The following is a 24315-nucleotide window of genomic DNA, read 5'->3' as shown; positions in this document are numbered from 1 at the left end:
CAGCTATTTACACTGCCTGATATTATGCGTGGCCGGGTAACTGAAAGTATTCTTCAGGTACCAGCGGGCTTTATAGATCTTCAAGCCGTTCAGGTAAAACACCGTATTACCTTTTTCATCAATCACCTCGTCCGTCCACCAGCTGGTTTTGGGGCGGATGATGATGGTGGGCAGACTGGCGTCTCCGGAAGAAACGCTTTTGATATTCGGCTGGATGCCGGTGGTCTGTTCCAGCTTTTTGGTATCCAGGTCATACCGGTACACGTTGGTGGTATTGGTAAGCCAGAGGGCGTTTTTACCGTATACGGGAAAAAGCTCGTGCGCATCTTTACCGGGCAGGTCTTTCGATTCCTTCTGCGTAAAAGCCGGATCGCTGCAGTTGAAGTTGTAGGTGAAGGCAATCAGGTGATTGTCTGCGGCAGACCACAGCACCTGCTGCTTTTCATCCCATACCACGTTATGGCCGAAGGCCAGCGGAAAGTTCCGGCTGTATACTTCTTCCGCGGCTTTGGTGCTGTCTACCTTGAATACGGTCATAAAATTGCCGGTGCTGGAGGCGCTCACAATATTCCCGTCTGGCAGCAGCTCCGCGGAATGGGTGTTGCCGCCCGCGTAGGCATAGAACACCGTTTTCCTGTCAGCAATGCGCACCAGCGCCACCCCGCCGCCGGAGGCGGTCACCAGGATGTATTTTCCATCGTACACCGGCTTGGCGTCACTGGTGTTGGTAAACCAGGCCAGGTGCTGCTGTTTTACGTTAGACTGCTCCGGCTTCCACTCCCAGATGATCTGGCCGGAAGGTACGTCTGCAATGGCAACGCGGTTGTGTAATTGCTCCGCCAGCACGATGCATTTCTTACAATCGGCCACGCTGGCCGGCGGCTCAGGGCTCCCTGTTCCGGGGCCAGGGCCCGGGTTACCGGTATCCGGGCCTTCAGGCTCCGCTTTTCCCTTCCCGCAGGCCATCAATACGCCCAGCAGCGCGTAAAACATCCAGACGGCAATTCTTCTCATGGTCATATCTTTAGTAATTCGGGTTTTGTTCAAGGTTGGGGTTAAGCTCCCTTTGTGTGTGAGGAATAGGCCACCAGTAATCACGGGCCGCGTCAAATGTACGGGTTACGATGGCGGCGCCCTGCGAGTTGTAGATGGCCCCGTTCATCACTGTTTCCGCGGTTTTCCAGCGGCGGATGTCGTTGTAATAAAACCCTTCCATCGCAAACTCCACCCTTCTCTCCTGGCGGATGGCCGCCCGCATTTCCGCCTGTGTGAGGCCAGTGACGTACACCGGCATGCCGGCGCGTTTGCGGATGGTGTCTACCGCGTTGTACACGCTGGCGTCAGGGCCAACGGCCTCGTTCTGCGCTTCCGCATACATCAGCAGCACGTCTGCATACCTGATCACCATATAATTGATCTCGGAGCGGCCGGCCTGGTTGATGAGGTTGCTGTTGGGCTCCTTATCGTAAATACTGTATTTCTTCACGCCGTACCCGGTCTGTTTGAAAGGAGACGTGGGCGTGGTAACAGCGCCAATATAGGTATCTCCGGGGTATACCAGCGTCTGGTACATGCGCGGGTCGCGGTTGAGGTGAATATTCGTTGGGTCAAATGAAGGCGATTGGGAAGCAGGCAAACCGTCTTTCATCAGGTACCCTTCTACCATGCCGCGCAGGGGCGCATTGGTATTGTACTGGCGGTTGATCAGGTCAAACGAGCTGCCGTAACCGGTTTGCGATATGGTGTATTGCACATCGAACACGGTTTCCTGCTTGTTCTCGTTGGCCGGCATGAACAGCTGGCGGTAGTTCGGGAACAGGCCGTAACCAGCGGTACCGGCCATGTCTATCACGGCTTTGGCAGCAGCGGCGGCAGCGCTCCATTTAGCTACATTGTTAGCAGGGTTGTTGAGCGGGCTGGCCTCAAACAGCAGCACCCTGGCCTTCAGCGCCAGCGCGGCGCCTTTGGTGGCACGACCAATATCGTTGCCGGTGTATTTGGGAGGCAGCGCTCCGGCAGCTTCGTCCAGGTCTTTGATCACCTGGGCCACTACTTCTTCCCGGCTGTTGCGCGGCAATTTACCGTCTGTTTCAAGGTTGGGTTTGGTAAGGATGAGCGGCGCGCCGCCGTAGTAGGTAGCCAGCAGGGAATAGAAGAACCCGCGCAGGAATTTGGCTTCGGCCTTCATGCGGTTCTTCAGGTCTTCATTCATTTGCGGCACATTGTCTATATTGGCCAGCAGCTCGTTGCAGCGGCCAATGCCGGCATAACAGTTTTCCCAGCGCAGCGCAATGATGCCTGATACAATGTTGCCGGTGCCCGCGTTGGTGGCGGAGTGCGTGCCCAATGCAATCAGGTTGAAACCGGCGGAGTTGTCATAGTTATAGGCATTGGGCGTTGCGGTCTCTTCCCACAGCGGGGTGGCGTAACCATAGATGCCGTTAGCGGTAAGTACATCGTAACAAGCCGTCAGCCCCGCCATGGCTTTTTTCTCTGAATCCCAGAAAGTTTCCGGCGTATAACGGTCGTTCGGCTTTACGTCCAGCAGGCCGGTGCAGCCGGAGGCTATGAACAAGGCAATGAGTAATATATAGCTGAAGTGATTCTTTTTCATGATGCTCAATTGTAGAATTTAGAAAGTGACATTCAGGCCAAGGCTGATGGTTTTAAGGGTGGGATACTCGTAAATATCATCCGCACCGGCGCCGGAAGACACCGCCTTTTCAGGGTCAAAGCCCCTGAATTTGGTGAAGGTGGCCAGGTTCTCCGCATTGGCGAACAATGACAATTTCTGGATGTTGATGCGGCTCAGCAGCGGCCTGCCAAAGTCATACCTGAGCTGTATGTTTTTCAGGCGGAGGAAAGAACCGCTCTGTAAAAAGAAGGAAGACGAATTGGCGGGAGCGAATATTTCCGGCGCACCGGTAGCGGTGGTCAGGATGGGCAGGCGGGCGTTGGGGCGCTCCGGCGTCCAGGAATCCGTTGCCCATTCTTTTGTTACACCTGCGCCGTTGTTGAAGGGCATGGCCAGGTTCAGCGACGGATAGTGGTTAATGCCCTGCACGCCCTGCCAGAAAGTTTCCAGCCGCAGGTTCTTATACCCGAAGTTTACATTGAAGCTGTAGGTGTATTTGGGAATGGAGCTGCCCATGATCACCCGGTCGTTCCCGTCTATTTTGCCGTTCTTGTCCACATCCCGGTATTTCAGGTAACCGGGTTTTACGGCATTGCTCACTTTGGGGCTGCCGGCCACCTCTTCTGCATTCTGGTAAATGCCCTCGGCTTCATAGATGTACCAGGAGTCAAGCGGGTAACCTTCTTTCACGATCTTCTTGCCTGAAATGATGATCTCGCCGTTGAGGTCAACCACCTTGTTGCGCACGTAGCTCACGCCGCCGGATACTTCGTAGCTGAAATCTCCCAGGGTGTTGCGGTGAGAAAGCACCAGGTCTATCCCGTCATTGTCCATCACGCCCACATTACGGCTGGGGCCGCTCAGGCCGCCCACCTGGTCAGGGATGTTCACACCCCGGAGAATATCGGAAGTACGCCTTTTGAACACATCAATGCTGCCGCCCAGCAAGCCTCTCCACAAGCTGAAATCAACGGCGGCATTATAAGATGTTGTGGTCTCCCATGAAATGGTAGGGTCACTGTAAGCAGTGATGGCCGCGCCGGGGTTCACGATATTGTTGAAGGGATAATCATGCCCCAGCCCTACGGCAGACATATAGGCATACAGCGGCACCGCCTGGTTGCCCATTTTGCCCCAGGATGCGCGCAGCTTCAACAGGTCTACATTCCGCGTACCTTTCAGGAAAGGCTCCTGGTCTATGCGCCAGCCGGCGGAAAGAGACGGGAAAGCCGCCCAGCGCCTGCCGGGAGCAAAGCGGGAAGAAGCGTCGTAACGCACAATGCCTTCCAGCAGGTACTTGTCGCGGTAAGTATAGTTTACACGGCCGAAATAAGAAAGCAGCCTGTCGTCTGTAACACCGCCGCTGTTTTTCATGTTGAGGGAACCAACGCTCAGGTCTGTGAGGGTATTGTCGAAATAACCTTCAGACTGGGCGCTGAACTCGCTATAGCGGAAGCTGTTGTAGCTGCTGCCCAGCATCACCTGCACATCGTGCGCGTTGGCAATGCGGCGCTGCCAGTTAAGCGTATGGTAGAGCGAGAGGCCGATGCGGTTCTCGTTATAGTTATAAGAATAAGGGTTGACGTTGTAATTGTTGGGCACGCCGGTGAGGGGATGGAAAGTTTGCAGGTAAGGCACAAAGGTTTCGGCCTTGCCGTCCAGCTTGTCAAGCCCCACCGTAGCGCTGTAGGTGATATCAAAAGGCAGCTTGTAGTCTGCGTTCACCTTTACCAGGTTGCGCAGCACAAAATGATCGTTCTTGCCCTCTTTCAGCAGCATGATGGGGTTCTCGATGGTGTTGCGGCCCGGCGTGGGAAATACGGTGGAGCCGTACCGGCCGTCTTCCGTGTAAGGCGTGAAGATGGGCAGTACGCGCAAGAGGCGGGTGAAATAATACTTGGTGGCCGGGCTGCCGAAGGCGGGCTCCGAATATACACGGTAGTTGCCCACCAGGCTGGCGCCTACTTTCAGGCGCTTGGACACCTGGGCAGACACGTTGATGTTCAGGGAATAGCGGTTGGCATGGTTGGCGTCAATGAGGATGCCATCCTGGTCCATATACCCCAGGCCTATATTGTACACCACCTTATCCGTACCACCGGAAATGCGGAGGTTGTGCTGCTGCAGGTAACCGTTCTTCAATACCAGGTCAAACCAGTTCACGCTGGGATACGCCCAGGGGTTGGTGGCCATGCCGGCTTTATATTCATCTATCTGCGCCTGCGAGTAATCTACCGCGGCGGGAGATTTGCCTTCGTTGATGAGCGCCTGGTTCTTCATGGTCATGTACTGGATGGGGTCCCATACCACGTCAGGCATAAAGGTAGGCTGCTGGTTGCCGTAGGAGAAGCTATAGTTCACTTCAGCCTTCTCCCCTTTTTTACCCTGTTTGGTGGTAACCAGTATTACGCCGTTGGCGGCGCGTGAGCCGTAGATGGCCGCAGAGGCGTCTTTCAGCACGGTGATGCTTTCTATGAAATCAGGGTTCAGCTCATTGAGGTTGTATTCCACCCCGTCTACCAGTACCAGCGGGCTGTTGCCGGAACCGCTGAAGGTACCTACCCCGCGGATGCGGATATCTCCCACATCCTGCCCCGGCTTGCCGCCCGCCTGGTTAACCCAGAGGCCGGATACGCCGTGCAGCGCCTGGCTGGCGTTGGTGATGGGCCTGTTCTCCACCGTTTTCATTTCCAGCACGGACAATGAGCCGGTGAGGTTTACTTTTTTACGGGTGCCATACCCTACCACCACCACGTCTGTCAGCTCGTTATTGGCGGTTTGCAGGCGCACGTTAAACGACGTTTGCGTGCCGGTCACGATTTCCTGTGTTTTATAACCAATGAAGGAGATCACGATGGTAACGCCCGGCCCGGACACGTTCAGCGAGAAGCTGCCGTCTTCGCGGCTTACGGTATTGTTTTGCGTGCCTTTTTCATGGATAGACGCGCCGATGAGGGCTTCGCCCTGTTCATTGGTCACCTTGCCGGTGATGGTCACCGCAACGGGCGCTTCCGCCACCGGGGCGGCCGGCGTTGCCTGGTGCGGCTTTTCCTTGATGATGATCATGTTGTTGAACAGCGTCCAGGTAAGCGGCTGGCCGCTCAGGGCGCTGTCCATCACGGCGCTGACGGAGGCGTTGTTGAAAGTCAGGCTTACCTTGCCGGCCTTCTGCACGTCAGCGATGGAATAGATGAACGTATGGCCGGTCTGTTTTTTGATCTTACTGAAAATCTTTTCCAGTGAAACGTTATGCTCCGAAATAGTGACCTTCTGCGCATACGTTGCTGCCGAAGCGGAGAGGCAGAACACCAGTGAGAAGAAAATGGTAAACTTCATAATTAGCAACGTTTCGCGAATGCGGCGATACTTCCGGCGGGCAGCCCCCCGGAAAGAAAATAATTTCATAACTTAGATCAGTTTTGGTTAAGTATTTAAACGGTCGAGTTTATTATACACTGCCAGAATTTCCGCCGGGAGTGTCGCAACCACTTCCGGTTTTTTTCTGCCAGACTGTATTACAAATATTGCACGGTCAGCGTTCTGCCTTCCAGCCGGAAACGCACTTTCCCCGTCAGTTCCAGGGCTTTCAGCACATCAGACATCCGGCTGCTGCGGAGAATTTCCGCAATGAACAGATCGTTGCCGCCTTTTCCTTCATAGTTCACCTCCACATCGTACCAGCGGGCTACCTGCCGCATGATGTCCTGCAGCGGGGCGCCTTTGAAATTGAAGTACCCGTTCTTCCAGGCCACCACCTGCTCCACTTCCACTTCTCTGGGCGCGCCGGGCCCGGTGCTGCCGGCCGCAGATTGCTCACCGGGCTTCAGCCTTACGCTGCGCGATGCGCGCGTAAACTGCACGGCGCCTTCCACCAGCGTAGTGCTGATCTCCTTCTCATCCGCATAGGCCATGATGTTGAAATGAGTGCCCAGTACGCGCACGCTGGCATCGTTCACCTTTACGGTGAAGGGGTGCTGCGCATCGCGGGCTACTTCAAAATATGCTTCCCCTGTTACCTCCACCACTCTTTCCTTACCGGTAAAAGCAACGGGGAAGCGGCAAGTTGATGCGGCATTCAGCCAAACCTTTGTGCCGTCAGGCAACACCAGCTGGAACATGCGCGCGGGAGGCGTTGTAATAGTATTATAAGATACCCCGGCCAAGGAATGCGCCGCCGCATTATAGGCCAGGCTGCCTTTCTGCATCAGCACTTTTGTAGCGCCCTGGGTGGCAATATGCCCGTCTGCCAGGCTGTCCAGCAGCACTTCCCTGCCGTCTGCCAGCGTGAGCACGGCTCCCTTGCGGCCCGGCTCACGGTCGTTCTCCAGCTGCTGCTTTACGGCCAGCGCGGCTTCCGGCTGCTTATGCTGCGTTAACCAGTAAGCGCCGGCTACAGCCGCCAGCAGTACTGCCGCTGCGGCGGCCCAGCGCAGCGTGCGGCCGCGGATGCCGGCCAGGCGGGGCTGCTGCCCTGTTCTGCGGCGGATCTCCTGCAGCATGCGCTGCCCGTGCTCCGCTTCGCCGGCGGCAAAGGCCTCCGGGATGTGCACAGCATCCTGCTGGTGCCGGGCATACCAATCCGCATACTCCTTTGCTTCCTCAGGCGTAATGGTATTGTTCAGCCATTTGGCTTCCAGTTCCTGTAATCGTTTTTCGAGTTGTTCATCCGGCATACAATGCACCCTTTCCTAACAGGTCGGTGCAAAAAGGAAAACTCCTAGTATGAGCGAGAAAAAAATTTGCCCCAGGCGTACACGGAGTATCTTGAGGGCGCGGTAGAGGTGATATTCAACGTTCTTTTCGGTGGTTTGCAGGTGTTCCGCGATCTGGCGGTGGGCATAACCGGCTTCCCGGCTTAGCTGATAAACGAGGCGGGCTTTTTCTGGCAGCTCCGCCACAAAGAGGGCCAGCTTGTGCTGCAGCTCGTCAAAATGCACCTGCTGCTCCAGCGAATGGTTTTGGGGAAGCTCCGCCGCGGCGCTGGTTTCATGACGGGCAGCCGTCTGGCGGCGGTGGCGGGCATCTATCACCTTATACTTTACGGCCACGGCAAGATATGCGCGCAGGGCGCCGTTGACGGCAATGGTATGGCGGCGGTTCCAGATGTCCGTAAACACGTCCTGCACCAGGTCTTCCGCCATGGAAAGATCATCGAGCTTGTTGGCCGCCACCGCAAACAACAGCCGCCAGTAGCGGTGGTATATTTCGGTAAATGCGGCCTCATCACTGTTTTTCAGTGACTGCATCAGTTCTTCGTCTGTATAGGTTTGATACACTGACATTGGTGGCGTTATACGTTCCTGCCGGATAAAGGTAGTGAACAGACAAAATTCTGGTTGACGTGTGTTCAAAGTTAATACAAAATTAAGATTGTTGGCAGCGATTAATGAAGGGCGTTTGCACGTTTATTCCGTAAAAAGCAATATATTATAGTAAATTCCGCGCATGAAACGCTTTTTCCAGATCAAGACCAAGTTCAAGGTGTGCTGCCTGTTTATTGTGATTATTGTATTGGTGCTGCTTAACAACCTCCGGGAAAGAAGAAGCATCAACCGGCTTGATCACTCTATTTCTTCTATTTACCAGGACCGGCTGCTGCCGGCCACTTACCTCTTCGGTATAGCCAACCACCTGTACGAGCAAAGGCTGATGGGGAATGACGGGCACCGGGAAGCAATTGACAGCCTGGTTACCATTTACGAGACCACCTACCTCACGCCCGACGAAAAAAAGCAATGGGCCTCTTTCAAATCCCATCTTGCCACCTACCGCCAGCAAGCCGCCACGGGAGATACGCTGGCCATGCTGCGGGAGTTCCAGGAAACCGTTACCAACCTCAATGCCCTCAGCAGCATCCAGATAGGCGAAGGCAAAAACCTGCAGACCGATTCCAAAAACATTGTAAGCGGCTCTACGCTCAGCTCCCGCCTGGAGCTTACTTTGCTGATCATACTGGGCGTGCTGGCCATTGTGCTGCTGGGCCTTTCCGAGAAAGCCTTCAACCCCGCAGAGCACCAGAGCATGAACTGACCTTTAACATTTCTATAAGGTTACCTTTCCTGCGGCCGTTGTATAAACAGGAAATCCTCCTCTTATGCGCAAACCTTCTATTTATTGGGTAGCAATACCCCTTGTGACCCTTTTTGCCTGCGGGCAATATAACCGGGAAGCCGCTACGCCCGAAGAAGTAACACTTCTGCAATCAGAAGCCAGGAAAAGGATCAGGAGCGCTGATGTGCGCTGCCGCGTGCCCGACGTGTTCAAAGCTGCTTCCACGCTTGAAAGAATGGTGGTGTCTGTAGAAGGCGTGGTGGTGGAAAGCGTGCTGCACAATGACGTGACGGAACAGCGCACCCTGCCCTGGTCTGCAGACTCCCTGAAGCTGGTGAAACGTTACACGCCGGTGGCCAACCTGACGCTGCGCGTGCCCGTCAAACACCTTGACTCCGTAGTGAGCACGCTGACTTCCATGGCGGGGTTCATTGATTACCGCAAGCTGCAGGACCAGGACGTAACGCTGGCATATGAGCGCAACGCCATGAAAAATGAGGCGCTGGCTGCGGAAGACCACAAACGGGAGACTACCCACACCAAAATGAACAAGGAACTGGAAGTGACACAGCACCAGGAAGCGAACACAGAGGCCGCCATAGACCGCACCATTGCCAACCTGGGCATGCTGGAAAATGCCGCGTTCAGCACCATCAGCGTACAACTTTTTCAGCCGGAAGTAGCAGACGTACAGGTGGTGGTAAACCCGCAACAGTTGACCAGGGCCGGCTTTGGCACTGCAGCCATGAACGCCCTGCGCGGCGGCGCGGACGTGTTCAGGGCGCTGGCGTTGTTCATCTTGCAGGTTTGGCCCTTGTGGGTTTTGGCGGCCGCGGGATGGGTGTTGTACCGGAAGGTGCTGAGAAGATATTCCGGGTTGAAGAAAATATGATGTATTGGAACAACAGCGCGGAATAAAAGGTTCCACGCTGTTGCCATTTTTATCCTTTTGCGAGCACCAGCTTCTCCCCTGCGCTGGTTTTAAGCGTCAGCACTTTACCGGACACAGTTTCCGCAAGCTTCCCGTTTCTCTCCACCTTTACCGCGCCATCTTTCCAGGGGTTCTCAATTTCAAGATCGCGTCCCTTTTCACTAACAATGTTCACGGCAGTGACCGTTCCGCCCGTGAGGCGGCTGCTCACCACAAACGCCCCGTACGCGCGCAGATTGCCGAATGCCGCATTGCGGCGGCGGTCCCAGTTGGGGAATACCCGCACGCGGCCTTCATAACTTTGCAGCAGCATTTCGTTGATGGTAAGCGGCACGGCCGCCAGCGTCTCCGTGCCGCCGCCGGCCTGCGTGATCCAGCCGTTGGGAAGCGAAGACGCGCGGATGCGGTCTTTCAGGTAACGCAGAATCTCATTTGGATCATACCCTACCCTGACAGCGCCGGGGAAGCAGGTCTCTATGCCGTTGCCCAGGGTATTGCCCCACTCGCCCGGCTGCTGCATGCGGTCTTTCCAGTGCGCCACGTCGCTCAGCAGAATAGCGTTGAACGCGGAGTCTGTTACCGGGCCGCACACTTCTCCCGGCAATACCAGGCCGTGAATAGATACACGGGCAAGGCCCATGGCGCGGTTGTGCCATTCCGCCGGACTTCTTTCCACGCTCTTCAGCCGTACCCTTCCTTCAACTTCCTGCACCGGAAATGCGCTGAGGTGCGTATAGATGTGCTGCCACTTCCCACGCCGCGCCCCATCCGTTTGCAGGTAATCACTCACCTGCAGCATGCCTTTGAACAGCATTTTAACCAGGCCCAGTGACAGCGTGGAGTTATAATCTCCCAGCATATGGCGCCACTGGCCTTTGTTGCGCAGGTTGGGCATCACTTCTCCATAGTGGTCCATTTCTATCACGTAGCGGCCCTGTTCAAACTTGAGATAGTCTTCCCAGAAATCCGCACAGGCCAGCAGGTACGGATAGATGCGGCGGGCATACTGCTCATCGTAAGTACTGTAAAAACGCATCAGCATGTTGGCGGCGCCAAATACTGCATTGATCTTCTGGCCCAGGAACTTGTAGCCGCTGTCTATCGTGTTTTCCCTGGTACCGTAACGCTGCAGCATTTCTTCCGGCGTCAGCGGCCAGCGGGTGGTACAAAGGCCCTTGGGCCCGATGCCCACCGGGTAATAAATGCCGCGCATGTTCAGCAAGGTGCGGGCATGCCATTTGCCTTTCTCCATATAGTCCAGCAGCGGCTGGTCATAGTTATCAGTCAGGTCGATATAGTTAGACGAAAAGGCCGCCCAGTAAGGCGCCTGGTAGTTATAGTTCAGGTGGTAATCACCACCCCAGGCGCTGGAATCGCGGGTGAGGAAAGGGCCCCAGATGCCCGGCGCAAATTTGCCCGGCCTGGAGGAAGCGGCAAACAGGTACTGCGAAGTGTAATAATATTTCTCCAGCATGGTGTCTCCTATCTCCACAAAGGAACGCTTCCAGAAGTTGTTCCACCATTGCCGGTGCGCCTGCCGCATGGTTTCCACCCGCGCAGTGTTGAGGCCTGCCGCTTCTTCTATGGCTGCTTCTTTCCAGTCAGGCCTGTCCTGGTTGGTATAGAGTGTAACCGTTACCGTTACAGGCTTTCCGGGCTGCAGGGTGAAGCTGCTGCCAGGTGCGTTCATGGCCAAGGCCACATGGCAGGGCCATTCCAGCAGCGGCGTATTTTCAAAAGAACGGGTTACCCAGCTTACTTTGCCGCTGCTGCCTTTCTGCACTACGGACGTATTGCCCTCCGGCGCCCAGAGGTCTAGCTGCAGGGTACAGGCCTGTGTAGCGGTGAACTCCAGCACTACCGTATTGTGCATGGCCGTCACCCAGGCTTTGATGCCTACCTGCAAACCCGGTTTGGTAAAAGTGGCCTGGATATCTGCCGCGGCCGGGTTTTGCACTACTTTGTAAGTGGCCCCTTTCAACGCGTTGACAGACACGTCAAGCCCGCCCGGGAGCGCTATGCCGCCGCCCGGGTAAACAGGGTAAGCGCGCCAGAAATCGTTCTTGCCGAAGTAGAGCTTCAGGCGGTCAGGCGTGCCACCGAAAGTAAGGCCGATATCCCCGTTGCCGGCCAGCGCGGCATCGGGCACCTTGCCAGTGGGCGTACGGGCAGGCGGCGTGGTGAGCACAAAAGGTGATAAATGCTGCGCTGTTGCAGCCTGAAAACAGCCGAACAGGGCCAGCAGCCAAACAGATCGTTTCATAACAAGTGGAATTTAGTGCAAACGTTTGCAGAAAGATACAAAACAATACAGAATCTGTATATTTATATTCATCAACTCCAAAAAACTCATCCGTATGGCTACCAAATTCAACATCGGCACCATTGTGTCTGCAGACCTTACCGTTCCGCAGGCAGACCTGTTAAAAGATTTCTACACCAAAGTGATAGGATGGCAAACTGAAGACCTTGCCATGAAAGACGGCAACGGCACCTACGCAGACTACGTCATGAAAGACAGTGCCGGCAACTGGGCTGGCGGCGTTTGCCATTCCCGCGGCGTTAACCAGGATTTGCCGCCGCAATGGATCGTATATGTGAACGTAGCAGACATTGCCCAGAGCATGGCGCAATGCCTGACGCTGGGCGGCAAGGTGCTGAAAGAAGCCAGAACAGCGGAGGGAGAATTACAGTATGCCCTGCTGCAAGACCCGCTGGGCGCCATTCTGGCTGTAACGAGGGTGCCGGAGGAATAACCGGAGGCCATGTGCGAAGGCATGCCCCCGCACAAGATGCCGGAAAAATAACTGCCCCCATCAGATTGAAATGCCGCCGTCCGGGAACACAGCATGAAGACACACTATTCCTCCTGCACTATCAGCGTATTGAGGAAAGAAAGCCCGCCGTAGGCGGCTGCATTGGGGTTCCTGTAAACCGCCAGCCTGATCTTTCCCGTGCCATCCGGCACAACCCCGGTTACAACTGCCTGGTTAGCCGTATTCATGTACGCATTGAGCGTTACCGCCGTGCCGCCGTTAATATGCCAGCTTCCGTACACCGGCGGCGCAGCGCCCGGAGATCGGGAGGCCACCAGCTTCAGCGTGTAGGTTTTGGCGGGGTTAAGCCCGGTTACCCAAAGATTGTCAAGCGTAGTGTATTTAATGCTGTAATTGAACCAGTAACGTTTCAACGCAATATCCGGTACAATGCCGCTGTTGTTGCCCGTAGTCATGCCCGCTGTATCTGAGGCGTTCAAACCGGCCAGACCGGCCCAGTAAGAAGTGCCGGCGCCAACATTGTCTATCGTCCAGCCCGTAAGCGCATCTGTTTTAACGATGTGATTGTTGGTGACTGGGCCGTTCATATTCAGCCAGCCGGGAATAGCCGGCGCCGCCGTATGCGAGAAATGCACGCGCAGCGTTTTTAGTCCGCCGTTATCAGGGTACACGGTTACCACCGCGTCATCACTCACCTGCACATTGGTAGAGGTGGTAATGCGCAGGCGGAACATAAACACGCCGTTCGTGAGACCGCTGATAATAGTAGACGAAGCGCCCGGCGTGGCAATGGTGGCAGTGTTGGGGCCTGACAGCTGCGTCCATTCATACGCAGTGATTGTAAATCCGTTATCCACAATAATACCATCCAGCTGCGTGGCAGCCACAGGCAAGGTAACCGTTGCGTCGGCAACATCTACAGTGGGCGCTGTACCGGGCGGGTTTCCGTTAGGCGTACTGTAAGAAGCGATATTGGAGTAGGCCGAATATGTATTGTTGGCATACTGCGCCCTTACCCGGAAATACTGCACGCCGCCGCCGGGTTTGGGATACGTTTTCTTCACCACAGCAGGGTCTGTTACTACATCAAACTGAGACCAGTCAGTACCATTGGCGGAAGCTTCCACCATGTACTGCTGCACGCCCGTGATAGGTACAAAATAAGATTGCAGTCGTGCAAACAGGCTGTTGGCAATCTGCTGGTTGCCGTCACTGTTGAGGTGAATACCGTCCCCCTGCGCATAATCCGGCCGTATCACCGCATCTGTGGCGGCATTCACATCTACCGTATTGGAAAAGCCTTCCACAAACTTCGTGGGCCATGCATTGCGCACACTGTCAGCCAATATTTTCAACTGCGTTTGCTGCGCGGCATTAAAGGCCGTTCTGGGCTGGGTGGTTTCCCAGAAAACGGGGATGCCGCGGTTGGTGGCCATGGTATCAATTTTACGGTAATTGGTCATGATCTGTTGCAGCGTGCGGCCCAGGTATACATCGTTGGAAGGGAGCGATATAAAAATAAAATCTGCGTTGGCGTTCAGGGCGCTGTCTATATTCCGCCCGGCCACTCCCCCCTCTGCCACCGGCAGCAGGTTGCTGCTGCTGTAACCGCCTACCGCCAGGTTGCTCCATACGGGCGAAGTGGTATTGGCCGTCAGCCAGGCGCTTATTTTATCTCCAAGCCGGTTAGGCGGCAGCAGGCCGTTGCCGGCCAGTGTGGAAGAGCCAAGGCCCAGCATGCGCGGGTTGTTGGTCAGCGTTCTGTCGTTAGTGGCCCAGCGCAGGGTAAAAGTATTATTGCCATGGTCTCTGGCGCCGGCCTGCAGCTGCGTAAGGTTGGTGGAAAAACCGCTGCCGGCCGGTTGCCCTATGAGCAGGCTTACGCCGCCCAGGCCTTCAATGTATACCCGCTCGTTCTGTACCAGCGGCGGGCGGAAAATGATGCGGCCCAATGTGCTGTCTACCTCAATGCCGTCTGCCGTATCGCGGTACTGGAAGAGGCCGTTCCGCCATACTTTGATATTGCGGTCAACAAGGCCGGTGTGCACAAAAACGGTATCTCCTGCCACCGGGAAACCTTCACTTACGCCGGTTTTGAACTGGATGCTGCGGCCGGAATCCCCGGGCGCCATGGCGGCGCTAATGCGGAGCGGCAATGTATCCTGCCCGGCAATGGCCAGCGCGGTATCTCCGATGTTGACCAGCCGCATACGCCGGAACTCCGTACGCCCGCCGCCGGTGTTCACCAGCACGCCAACAGAATCTCGTGACTTGTTCTGGATCATTAATTCACCGTCTGCAACTTTTACGGTATCTGCGCGCACCAGCAAGCGGGTTTGGGGCTGTGTCTGCGCCAAGGCGGGGGTCAATGCTGCAAACAGGAGCAGCATGGTCAGCATGTACTTCATGAAACGGGGGTTGTATCAGTTACAAAAAATCAATAAACGGGAGCCTTCTCTGCAAAAAAATATTATTCAGCTAAAAGTCAGGGCCGGGGTATAAGGGTACTTCTATCCGGCATACAAGGTATAACAAGCGTTTGTGAAAAATATCACACCTACAGGTGATTTCCGGGCATAAAAAAACCGTTCCGGCCAAAGACCAGAACGGCGTTATAACCAGTTACGTCATTACTTCAAGGAATTGATCCAGCCGGCTATCTTCAGGGCATCTGCCTTCGGTACCTGCGGCATGGGCGGCATTTCCGTAGCATAGCCCGGCCAGTTTTCCGGGTTGGGGTTGTAGATCAGCTTCACCATTATTTCATTGGTGTAGTTGCGTTTGGCAATATCCCTGAACGCGGGCCCTACCTGCTTTTTGTCTGCATTGTGGCAGGCATTGCAGGTGTATTTGGCCAGCAGCGGCTTCACCTCTTCGTAGCTGGCCGCTTTGGCCGCAACCGGTTTGGCGGTGGGAGCTGCGGCGGTTTTGGCGGTGCTTGTTTTTTTGGTGGCGGCAGCTTTGGCGGCAGCAGCTTTTTCTTCAGCGGCTTTTGCAGCAGCGGCGGCTTTGGCGGAGTTTTTAGTGCTTACTTCGCTCATGGCCAGCCTGGCGCCTTCCGGAATGTTGTTCAGCGTATAATAGCCTGTCGGGTGCACCAGCGAATAAAAATGATCGCGGGAACGGATGCCTTCGAGCGTGATGTTGTGAATGTAATACTGGCGCATGTTGTCTACAATGATGCGCGCTTTCAGGCCATCGTCAGACACCTTTACGCCTTTGATCTCGCATTTTTCATTATTCACCACCGGGCTGCCGTATACAGGGTGATATTTGTAGATAAAGCTTTCCACTGAGTAAGACGCAATGTCTTCGGCAGACTTTTTATCTACCGGCAGGGTGAACTCTATCTCGAACCCGTCAGGCATGGCTTTTACGGTCTGCATTTCGAAGGGGATGCGGTTGTTCCATACCAGGCGCTGCAAGCCTTCGTTGGCGTCACCGGCGGAGCCCCAGCCGCGGTTGGTCTCCCCTACAAACAGGGAACCGTCTTTCCCCCAGGCCAGGCGCAGTACGCCGGACTGGAAACCGCTCCTGAAATCGAATGCCACGCCCTGGTATTCGCCTTTCACTTTTTCCATCACCACGCGCATGATCTTGCTCTGCCCCTGGTCTCCTATCAGCACCTGGCCGGCAAAGGGCCCGAAGGTACCTTCAGGGATGGGCACAATTTCAGAGTTGGAAATGCCCAGCACGCCATGGGGCAGCCATACTGCCGGAGTGCGCAGGGAAGGAAGCGCTTTTTTCATTTCGAACATGGTTTTGAACTGTTCATCCACCACGTTCTCCGGTTTGATGAAGCGGCCTTCCGCGTTCTTTACACGGCGCTCGTCCATATTGGCTACAAACTGTGCGTTGGTGAGCTTAACGGGAGAATTGGGCGCTTCTGCCCAGCGCAGGCCTGCGGGGTGGCCCACAAAGTCTCCCTTCTTCACCTGCCAGATGCCGCCGGAGCCCATCCAGTCTCCCTGGTTCTCTGAATAGAACAGTTCCCCGTTGATCATGCCCAGGCCGCAGGGAGAGCGCATGCCGGTGGCCCATGGCTCCATGGTGGAACCGTCTGCGGAGATGTGCATCATCCAGCCGCGCCAGGGCACGCGACTTTCGCCGCGCCACCATTCCTGATCCCCGAACGCCACGTTGCCTGACACAAAGAAAGAGCCGTCAGGCGCCAGCCGGGGGCCGAAGGAATATTCGTGATAGTGGCCGCTGATAGGCCAGGCGTATACGGTTTCATACACGTCTGCCTTGCCGTCCATATTGGTATCAACCAGTTTGGTCAGCTCGCCGCGCTGAGCGCAGTACAGCGCACCGTCTTTATATGCCAGGCCCAGTATTTCATGAAGGCCGGAAGCGAACTTGCGGAAGAAAGGCCTTCTGCCGGTTGGGTTTTCTACAATGAACACATCTCCCCTCCGGGTGGCCACGCCCAGGTCTCCGTTGGGCAGCACGGCCAGGCCGCCTACTTCCAGCAGCGTACCTTCCGGCGCGCTCATTTTCATGATGCGGAAATAATCTTCTTCCTTGGGCGTTTCCTGCGCTGCGGCAGGTAGTTGTGCAACCAGCGGCAACAGGTAAAGCGCCGCCTTTTTCAATATATTTTTCATCTAATTGCTTATTGGTCTTTTAGAAAAGGATGGAATAACTCAACCTGCCGCGCACCGGCACTACCAGCTCCTTGCCTTTGGCGCCGTTACGCACCAGCGGCCGGGCCCCGCCGGCATCCTGCAATTGCAGGTACCAGGCTTTGCCGTCTATCACATACAAGTCCTTTTCAATCATATCTATCTGGTCACCTTCCGCCAGCTTTGCATAGAGGTCCGCCGCGGGACCGGCTACCGTAATTTCACGGTGAATGCCGCGCCCGTTCTCCGTTACGCGAATAGCATCCGTAACGGCGCTGCCGTAAATCTGGTAACGGAAAGTAGGCCTGTCCTGCTCATCCAGCACATACCCTTTAGGCCGGTAACCGGTGCCGGTGGAGTCTGCTACCCACGCGGCCTGCTCCCCACTGAGCCTGCCCAGTGTAAAGAAGGGCGTGCCAAAGCGCTGCAGCGCGCCCTGCGGACGGGCGGTGCCGTTGCCCCTTTCATGCCACATAGGTGTGGTTTCCAGGAAGTTGCCGCGCCATACCTGCACCAGCATGCCTTTGTCCATATCGTAGGTGTAATGCACCTTATCAGGACTGCCAACGGATACGGCGTGCACTACTTTGGGCTGGCCGGGCACGTCCATAAAGCTGCGGAGAATAGTGTTGGAAGATGCGTCTACCAGTATGGGATCTGTCTGGTCTGGCGTAACCGCATCTCCGGTGTAGAACTCGCGGATGCCGGGGCCGGCCATGAACAGGCCCAGGGATGGTACGCCCCAGTCTCCCGTTCTGGCATAAATGATCTCTACCGGCAAATCACCGGCCGGCAGCTGCGCTTTGCCGCGCACGTTGTTGCCGCCGCCAACGGGCTGGTTGTTCACTTTCAGCAAACCGCCGCCGCCCTGTGTATTGAGCGCAAAATTATACTCCCCCGCCTGCTGTACGCGCAGGGTGCCTTTATACTGCAATACATATTCTTTGGAAAGCGGGCCGGCGTTGGCGCTGAGGGCTGCCGCCGCGCCAGTGGCTTCGGCTTTCTCTTTAGACAGGTCTGTATCAGGCTTGAAACGTTCCTTGAATTTGTAAACGGAATATTGAAGGCCCGTCAGCTCCGGGCGTGCTTGTGCAAACTGGCGGATGCTGATATTCCTGAATGCCACTGCGCCATGATCTCCCTGTATGCGCAGGGGGCCCAGCGGTTTTTCATCACCTCCGCCTATGGAACCGCGGGTAGGGCCCATCAGCTCTACGTTTTCGTGTATCACCACGCCGTTCAGCTCTGCACGGATGATGCGGGCATTCTCTATTTTTTGACCGGCCGCATCAAAGCGGGGCGCCTGGAAAGATACTTTCAGGTGCTGCCACAGGCCGGGCGCCTTGCTGGCGTTCTGGCGGGGAGCATAACCCTGGTAGCCCTTCTGCCCTTCCGGCATACTGTCATTCCAGCGTTCGTAAATGCCTCCGTTGTCTCCGGAGCGGGGCGCGGCGGTAGTGCCCCAGCTGTCAAGCAGCTGCAGCTCATACCGGCCCTGCAGGTAAATGCCGGAATTGGAGCCCTGGGCCATCATATAATCCAGCTCCAGGTCTATGTCTCCATGCTCCAGGCTGGAGAAGAGGTCCTGCCCATGGCGCTTTTTTCCCGGCAGGTTCACCAGCACGCCGGCGCCCGGCGCTGTTTTAAGCGTATTGGCCTTGCCCAGCACAGCAGATACATCTCCCGCAATCTGCCAGGAGCTGCCGGCATTTTTGAAGGAAGAAAGGTCTTGCAGCGGCAGCCGTCCTTCCTGGGCATGTACCGGCCGGGCCATTACCAGGCCGGCACCGCATGCACATAAAAAGCCGATCCACGACCGGCTTCTAAAATTGTTTTGTGATGATTTTAGTACCATAGTGTTGCTAAAATAGAAATACTTTTCATTGCACAATGATTTTTTTTAGGAACGGCAATAGCTTGCTAAAAGGATTTAGATGCGGGTTTTAGCAGATGTATCTGCATGCAAACGATTGCTCCGGAACAAAAAAGGCCGGCCGCAAAAAACGGCCGGCCTTCACAACGGATTACTTTCCTTTCCGTTCATTTTGCTTTTCTTTCATTCACGGTTCCGTTTTCTTTTATGCCGTTAAATGTTTGAGATACACTTTTGTCTACCACCCTTCGTTCTGCTTCAGGTTGGGGTTACGCAGCGTCTCATCTGTTGTGATCGGTATCACGTACATGGCGTTCCTCCACAGCCGGTCTTCCACCTTGAACCTTTCGTACCGGAAACCGTCCGGCGCGGCTGCATCTATAATGGGCCGCATGCCCCACATTTCCTTCTGTGTTTCTTCGGCTATTTTCCAGCGCCGTACATCCCAGAAGCGGTGGTTCTCGAAACACAGCTCTATGCGCCTTTCGTTCTGTATCCGCTTGCGCATTTCGGCCTGCGTGAGGCCGGCCGGCAAGGGCTGCTGCCCTGCACGGGTGCGGATCAGGTTAACATAGGTCTGCACGTCAGGGTTAGCGGGGTCATATTCATTGAGTGCTTCCGCATAGCTGAGGTACATTTCCGCCAGCCGGTAATTGATGCCGTGAATAAACCGGCTGCCGCTCTGCCCCGGCGTAATGGCCTCATCCGCCAGCTTGCGTGTAAAATAGCCGGTACGGGTGTGGTCAGTTTCAGTGCTCTGCCTGTCTCGCCCGGTGGCGTAAGTTTCCACCTTGCGGCCTTTCCAGTTGGCGCCATTGTACAGGATGTCCGCATAAAAACGGGGATCGCGGTTGATGTAAGGCCGCGCCTCATTGTAGCCGGAAAGCGGGTCGTCTATGGGGAGGCCGTTGTTCATCTCGTAATCATCCACCAGTTCCTGCGCGGGCGCGCAGCCGCTCCAGCCGCCGTAACCTTTGGGGAATATATAGCGGTCATAATCCTGGTTGGCTTCCCGCATGCGTACAAAAATCACTTCCCGGCTTTGCAGCGTTCTGCTTTTGAACATATCCTGCCGGGCGGCCAGCGTGGGCTCCAGCGCATATACGGTGCTGCCGCCGCCGTCTTTCAGGTCTATAACCGCTTTGGCGGCATCCGCGGCCTTTTTCCATTTAGCCGGGTCTGAGGGTTTGCTGCCGCTGGTAATGTCTGCCTGGAAGCTGGTTTTACCGGCATTGGCCCATAACGGACTGGCGGAAAACAGCAGCACGCGGGCCTTCAATGCCAGGCAGGCGCCCTTCGTAACGCGGCCTACCTGCGTGTTGGGATCATAGGTGTACTGCACGCGCTTGAACGCTTCGTCACAGTCTGCCAGTACCTGCGCCACACATTCATCGTACGTGTTACGCGGCCTGTTCAGTGCGGCCTCATCTGTCTGGTCAATGGTTTGGGTAACAATGATGACGCCGCCGAACTGCCGCATCTGTTCCCACAGGAAATAGGCGCGCAGGAAGTACACCTCTCCCAGCCTGTTTTCCAGCGTACCGGGGTTGTTGGCATCGTCTGGCGTTTTGAACCTGGCTACATTTTCAAGAATGGTATTGGCCTGGCGGATGGCCACGTAGTTGTCACGCCAGGTATTGCCGATGGGATTGGCGTTGCCTGACCAGGAGCCGTTGTTGAAGCTCATGGAAGCCATCCAGTTGGAGGCGTCTTTTGCTTCATCGGTAGCGGAGCCCATGTTATAGCCGCCAAGATAGGTGTAGGTGCCGCGCATTTTGCTGTACAGGTTGTTCACCACCTGGTCTGTCATGGCAAAGCTGGTAAAGATATCCGAGTCTTGCTGCTGCGTAGTGGCAGCCCTGTCAAGAAAGCCCTTTTTACAATGCGGCAGCAGGGCCAGCGCCGAAAGTAAGAGTATGGTGAGGTGAATGTTACGTTTCATGTTGAATCAGCTTGAAATGATGAGTGGTTAAAATTTCACGTCTATCCCGAAGTTCCAGATGCGCTGAATGGGATACATGGCGCCGTTGCCGTCCCCTATTTCCGGGTCTACCTGGAAATCGTCCAGCTTGTCCCAGGTATACAGGTTCATGCCGTTGAAATAAATGCGGAAATAAGAGAGGCTCAGCGGGGCGATCCAGTGTTTGGGAAGGGTGTACCCTATTTCCGCGTTCTTGAGCCGCAGGTAATCCGCGCTGCGTATCCAGAAAGAAGACGCGCGGTGGTTGTTGCCGTGGGTATTGCTGTGCAGGCGCGGATAGGTGGCCGTAGCGGCGGTTTCGGGCGTCCAGCGGCCCAGGTGGAAGGGTTTCACCTTGCCGCTCTGGAAAAACTCGTACACGGCCTCATTGTTCAGCAATACGTCTGAATGCGCGGCGCCCTGGAACAGCACACTGAAATCCCAGTTGCCGTAACCGGCGGAAACAGTGGTACCGTACATGATCTCCGGCGTGCGGGCGTACCCTATGCGCGTTTCGTCAAAAGCTTCCTGCACATAGTCATATTCTTTGCCGGTGAGCTTTTTATACTTGATATCCCCGGGGCCGTAAGCGGAAAAATTCTGGAAGGGACTGTTGGCCACATCTTCCGCATTCATGAAAAAACCGTCTGCTATCAGGCCAAACTTGGTGCCTATAGGGTGGCCGGTACGGCGCATCCAGGGAAAGCGGCGGGCCACCTCATCCTGGTATACTATTTTATTGCGGGCATAGGTAAAGTTAGGCTTGATCTGGTACCGGAACTTGCCGATGGTGTTGCGGTGGGAGATCTCGAACTCAATGCCCTTGTTGTCTACCGCGCCTATGTTCTGCGCCTTGATGCTCTGTCCGAACACGTCAGACAGGGTGCTGCGTGAAATGAGTATTTTCCTCCTTTTCTGGGAAAACAGGTCAAGCGTTACATCAAACTTCCCGTTCCACATCTGCAGGTCAAGCCCCAGGTCTACCTGCTTGCCGCGCTCCCAGGTTACGCCCGGGTTGCCAATGGCGCCCTGGCCCCAGCCGTTGGCCTGGTTTACGTTGGTACCGAAATAGTACTGGGTGGCGCCGCCCCAGGAGGTGAACCAGAGAAAACGGTCGCTGCCGCCCCTGTCGTTACCCACTTCTCCATAGGAAGCACGCAGTTTGAGGAAGCGGATAAAGGGCAGATTGTCTTTGATAAAATTCTCTTCAGACAATACCCAGCCGCCAGACACCGAAGGGAACAGCCCGAAGCGGCTTTCTTTGGGAAAGTTTTCCGAGCCCTGGTAAGAGGCGCTCAATTCCAGCAGGTACTTCTGGTTGTAGTTGTAGGTACCGCGGAAGAGCAGGGATTGATAGGCGTTCGGGATGCTGGAGCCGTTTTCCAGCAAACGCCTGTTCCACAGCAATATAGCCGTGGCGGTATGTTTGTTGAAAGTACGGTTCCAGTTGGCGGTGGCCTCAATATAGGTTTGCCGTACAGCGCCGCCGCCGCTGAAACCGCCGTTGGGGTCTATGCGGGTATCGTTACCGAATTGTTTGTAGCCGGTAATTTCCCCCTGCGCATTGCGCAAGGGCTCAAACACGGCATAGTTGCGGCCGTAGGAGGCATTAGGGGTATTAGTGTTGTCATAGGAAAATGAAAGTTTGGCGCTGAGGTTTTTGGTGAGGAAATCCAGCTTGCGGGTAAGGGCAAAGGTACCCTGCGTGGTGTTGTTATACCAGCGGCGGTAGCCTTTCTGAGACAGCTCCCCGTAAATATTGCTTTGAAATGTACCATTGCCCCACATGCTGCCGTCTTCGTTAAAAATGGGATAAATAGGCGCCATGCGGTTGGCCAGGTTCATGATGGTGCTGGCGGAGTTGTTGCCGTCCGTCCTGTCTGTGAGAATACCGGCAAGGTCAAGGCGGGCGGAGAGGTTGGGCGTAATATCCACGTCAACGTTGGCGCGCAGGTTATATCTTTTCATGATGTTGTTGCCGTTGTACCCTTCCTTGTTGGCTTTGGTATGGCGGTAGTTGCCCTCTGCAATGTTGTAACCGGCGGAAATGAAATAGCGGGCCACGTTGCCGCCCCCGCTTACATTGAGGTTGGCCTGCCCCACATTGGAAGGCTGCATGATGAATTTGTAATAGTCCGTATTGGGGGCGGTGCCGTTCTGAAAAGCGGCCAGCTGCTCCTGCGTGAATGCGGGCTGCGCCCCGTCATTGGCCAGGGCTTCATTCATGAGGCGCGCATAGTCGTACGAGCCCAGGTACTTGGGCAGCTTGTTGGCTTCCTGCATACCCGCTGACGCGCGGAAGTTCACAGAAGGCGCGCCTGATTTGCCGCGGCGGGTGGTGATGAGCACGGCGCCGTTTGCCCCGCGCATACCCAGTACGGCGGTGGCAGCGGCGTCTTTGAGAATGGTCAGGCTTTCAATATCATTGGGGTCTACGTAATCTATACTGCGCTCTACACCGTCTACCATAAAAATGGGCGTGGCGCTATTGAGCGTGCCAATGCCGCGGATGTACAAGGTGCTGGCGTCAACGCCCGGCTCTCCGCTGCGCTGTGTGGTGATGAGGCCGGGAAGGCGGCCGGCCAGCGCATTGGTGAGGTTAGACACCGGGCTTTGCTGCAGCTCTTTTGTAGTGAGTGACGCTACAGAGCCTGTTACGGTAGCTTTCTTCTGCTCGCCATAAGCTACTACCACCACTTCGTCCAGCCCTGTGTTGGAAGGGTCAAGCGCCACGTGCAGCTGGTTGGAAGAAGTAAGCTCCACTTCCTTCGGGGCGTAGCCGATGTAGCTGAACACCAGGGTGGCGGGGCCGGACGGTACCTGCAGGCTGTACGTGCCGTCTCCCTGGCTTTGCGTGCCTTTGGTGGTGCCTTTGACCATTACGGTTACGCCGGGCAGGGAAACGTTGGTACGCGCTTCGGTAACCGAGCCGATGATGGTGCGTTGTTTAGCTTCCTGGCGCGGCGCAGCAGCGGGTGCCGCTGTAGTGTCTGCCTGCGCTTTTTCATCTTCCTCCCGGTAGATAACAATAATATCGTCTTGCTGGCGGAACTGGAAGGGCGTATTGAGCAGCAGCAGGTTGATGGTCTCTTTCACCGTGCGTGTGCCTTTAGACAACGTGATGTTTTTGTAGCGCGCCACCTGCTCCGGCGGGTAGGCAATGCGGAAGCCGGAAAGTGTTTCCACCTTTACCAGTGCGTTGCGAAGGGTTTCTTTGGCAAGCGACAGCGTGATCTTTTTGGTGGTCATGTCTTGCGCGTTCCCTGAGGCGGAGAGGAACATTGGCAGCACAAGAAAAACGGTGATCAGTAAAGGCAATAGGAAGCCTCCAAGCTGTTTTTGAACAGCTGCGTTTGTTTTCATAACTAGTTTCGGTTTAGTTGTTACAGAATATTCACTGGTTGACTAACGGGCATACCATGCCCTGCGGCAATGCAATTGCCCCGTTCCGGATAAGGCGAAA

14 protein-coding genes are annotated in these 24315 nt (G+C 55.5%); 3 read left to right on the top strand and 11 right to left on the bottom strand.

The features are described 5' to 3' along the window. Positions 1-3: 3 nt before the first annotated feature. From ABDW36_RS23540 to ABDW36_RS23520, 5 genes are all read right to left on the bottom strand, one after another. Positions 4-1020 carry a DUF6528 family protein gene (locus tag ABDW36_RS23540; protein WP_343704388.1) on the bottom strand — a complete coding sequence of 339 codons (1017 nt, stop codon included), beginning with the start codon at positions 1018-1020 and terminating at the stop codon, positions 4-6. 4 nt (positions 1021-1024) lie between these two features. Next, positions 1025-2614 carry a RagB/SusD family nutrient uptake outer membrane protein gene (locus tag ABDW36_RS23535; RefSeq protein ID WP_343704387.1) on the bottom strand — a complete coding sequence of 530 codons (1590 nt, stop codon included), beginning with the start codon at positions 2612-2614 and terminating at the stop codon, positions 1025-1027. An 18-nt stretch (positions 2615-2632) separates the two neighbouring features. Continuing rightward, on the bottom strand, positions 2633-5971 hold the full coding sequence (locus ABDW36_RS23530; protein WP_343704386.1) for a TonB-dependent receptor: 3339 nt from the start codon (positions 5969-5971) through the stop codon (positions 2633-2635). 179 nt (positions 5972-6150) lie between these two features. Next, complete coding sequence (locus ABDW36_RS23525; RefSeq protein ID WP_343704385.1) at positions 6151-7308, bottom strand: FecR domain-containing protein; 1158 nt, start codon at positions 7306-7308, stop codon at positions 6151-6153. Between the two features lie 15 nt (positions 7309-7323). Continuing rightward, entirely contained in the window at positions 7324-7917 is a 594-nt protein-coding gene (locus tag ABDW36_RS23520) for a sigma-70 family RNA polymerase sigma factor (RefSeq protein WP_343704384.1), read from the bottom strand. A 163-nt stretch (positions 7918-8080) separates the two neighbouring features. On the opposite strand from ABDW36_RS23520, the gene ABDW36_RS23515 reads away from it, so the two are divergent. Both ABDW36_RS23515 and ABDW36_RS23510 read left to right on the top strand, forming a co-directional pair. Next, the gene (locus ABDW36_RS23515) at positions 8081-8665 is read left to right on the top strand and encodes an MCP four helix bundle domain-containing protein (protein WP_343704383.1); all 585 of its coding nucleotides are present in this window, start codon (positions 8081-8083) and stop codon (positions 8663-8665) included. A 64-nt stretch (positions 8666-8729) separates the two neighbouring features. Further along, complete coding sequence (locus ABDW36_RS23510; protein ID WP_343704382.1) at positions 8730-9578, top strand: DUF4349 domain-containing protein; 849 nt, start codon at positions 8730-8732, stop codon at positions 9576-9578. Positions 9579-9627: 49 nt separating this feature from the next. On the opposite strand, the gene ABDW36_RS23505 is transcribed toward ABDW36_RS23510, so the two are convergent. Further along, positions 9628-11880 (bottom strand): DUF5703 domain-containing protein, encoded by a 2253-nt coding sequence (locus ABDW36_RS23505; protein WP_343704381.1) that lies wholly within the window; start codon positions 11878-11880, stop codon positions 9628-9630. A 94-nt stretch (positions 11881-11974) separates the two neighbouring features. Between ABDW36_RS23505 and ABDW36_RS23500 the strand changes: the two genes are divergently transcribed. Then, positions 11975-12373: a VOC family protein gene (locus ABDW36_RS23500; RefSeq protein ID WP_343704380.1), complete on the top strand. Its 399-nt coding sequence runs from the start codon at positions 11975-11977 to the stop codon at positions 12371-12373. A 104-nt stretch (positions 12374-12477) separates the two neighbouring features. Here the strand turns inward: ABDW36_RS23500 and ABDW36_RS23495 are convergent, their stop codons facing one another. The 5 genes from ABDW36_RS23495 to ABDW36_RS23475 form a co-directional block, all read right to left on the bottom strand. Beyond that, the gene (locus tag ABDW36_RS23495; protein ID WP_343704379.1) at positions 12478-14802 is read right to left on the bottom strand and encodes an SGNH/GDSL hydrolase family protein; all 2325 of its coding nucleotides are present in this window, start codon (positions 14800-14802) and stop codon (positions 12478-12480) included. Positions 14803-15024: 222 nt separating this feature from the next. Beyond that, entirely contained in the window at positions 15025-17001 is a 1977-nt protein-coding gene (locus ABDW36_RS23490) for a hypothetical protein (RefSeq protein ID WP_343704378.1), read from the bottom strand. 19 nt (positions 17002-17020) lie between these two features. Beyond that, positions 17021-18874, bottom strand: a complete 1854-nt coding sequence (locus ABDW36_RS23485) for a DUF1080 domain-containing protein (protein ID WP_343704377.1) — start codon at positions 18872-18874, stop codon at positions 17021-17023. 256 nt (positions 18875-19130) lie between these two features. Beyond that, positions 19131-20834, bottom strand: coding sequence for a RagB/SusD family nutrient uptake outer membrane protein (locus ABDW36_RS23480; protein WP_343704376.1), 1704 nt, complete (start codon positions 20832-20834; stop codon positions 19131-19133). Between the two features lie 27 nt (positions 20835-20861). Beyond that, positions 20862-24215 (bottom strand): TonB-dependent receptor, encoded by a 3354-nt coding sequence (locus tag ABDW36_RS23475; RefSeq protein ID WP_343704375.1) that lies wholly within the window; start codon positions 24213-24215, stop codon positions 20862-20864. Positions 24216-24315: the final 100 nt, after the last annotated feature.

The organism is Chitinophaga sp., from assembly GCF_039596455.1.
In the GTDB taxonomy this organism is placed as follows: domain Bacteria; phylum Bacteroidota; class Bacteroidia; order Chitinophagales; family Chitinophagaceae; genus Chitinophaga.
Note: the sequence above shows the minus strand (reverse complement) of the source record. Positions and strands in the feature narration are given on the sequence as shown.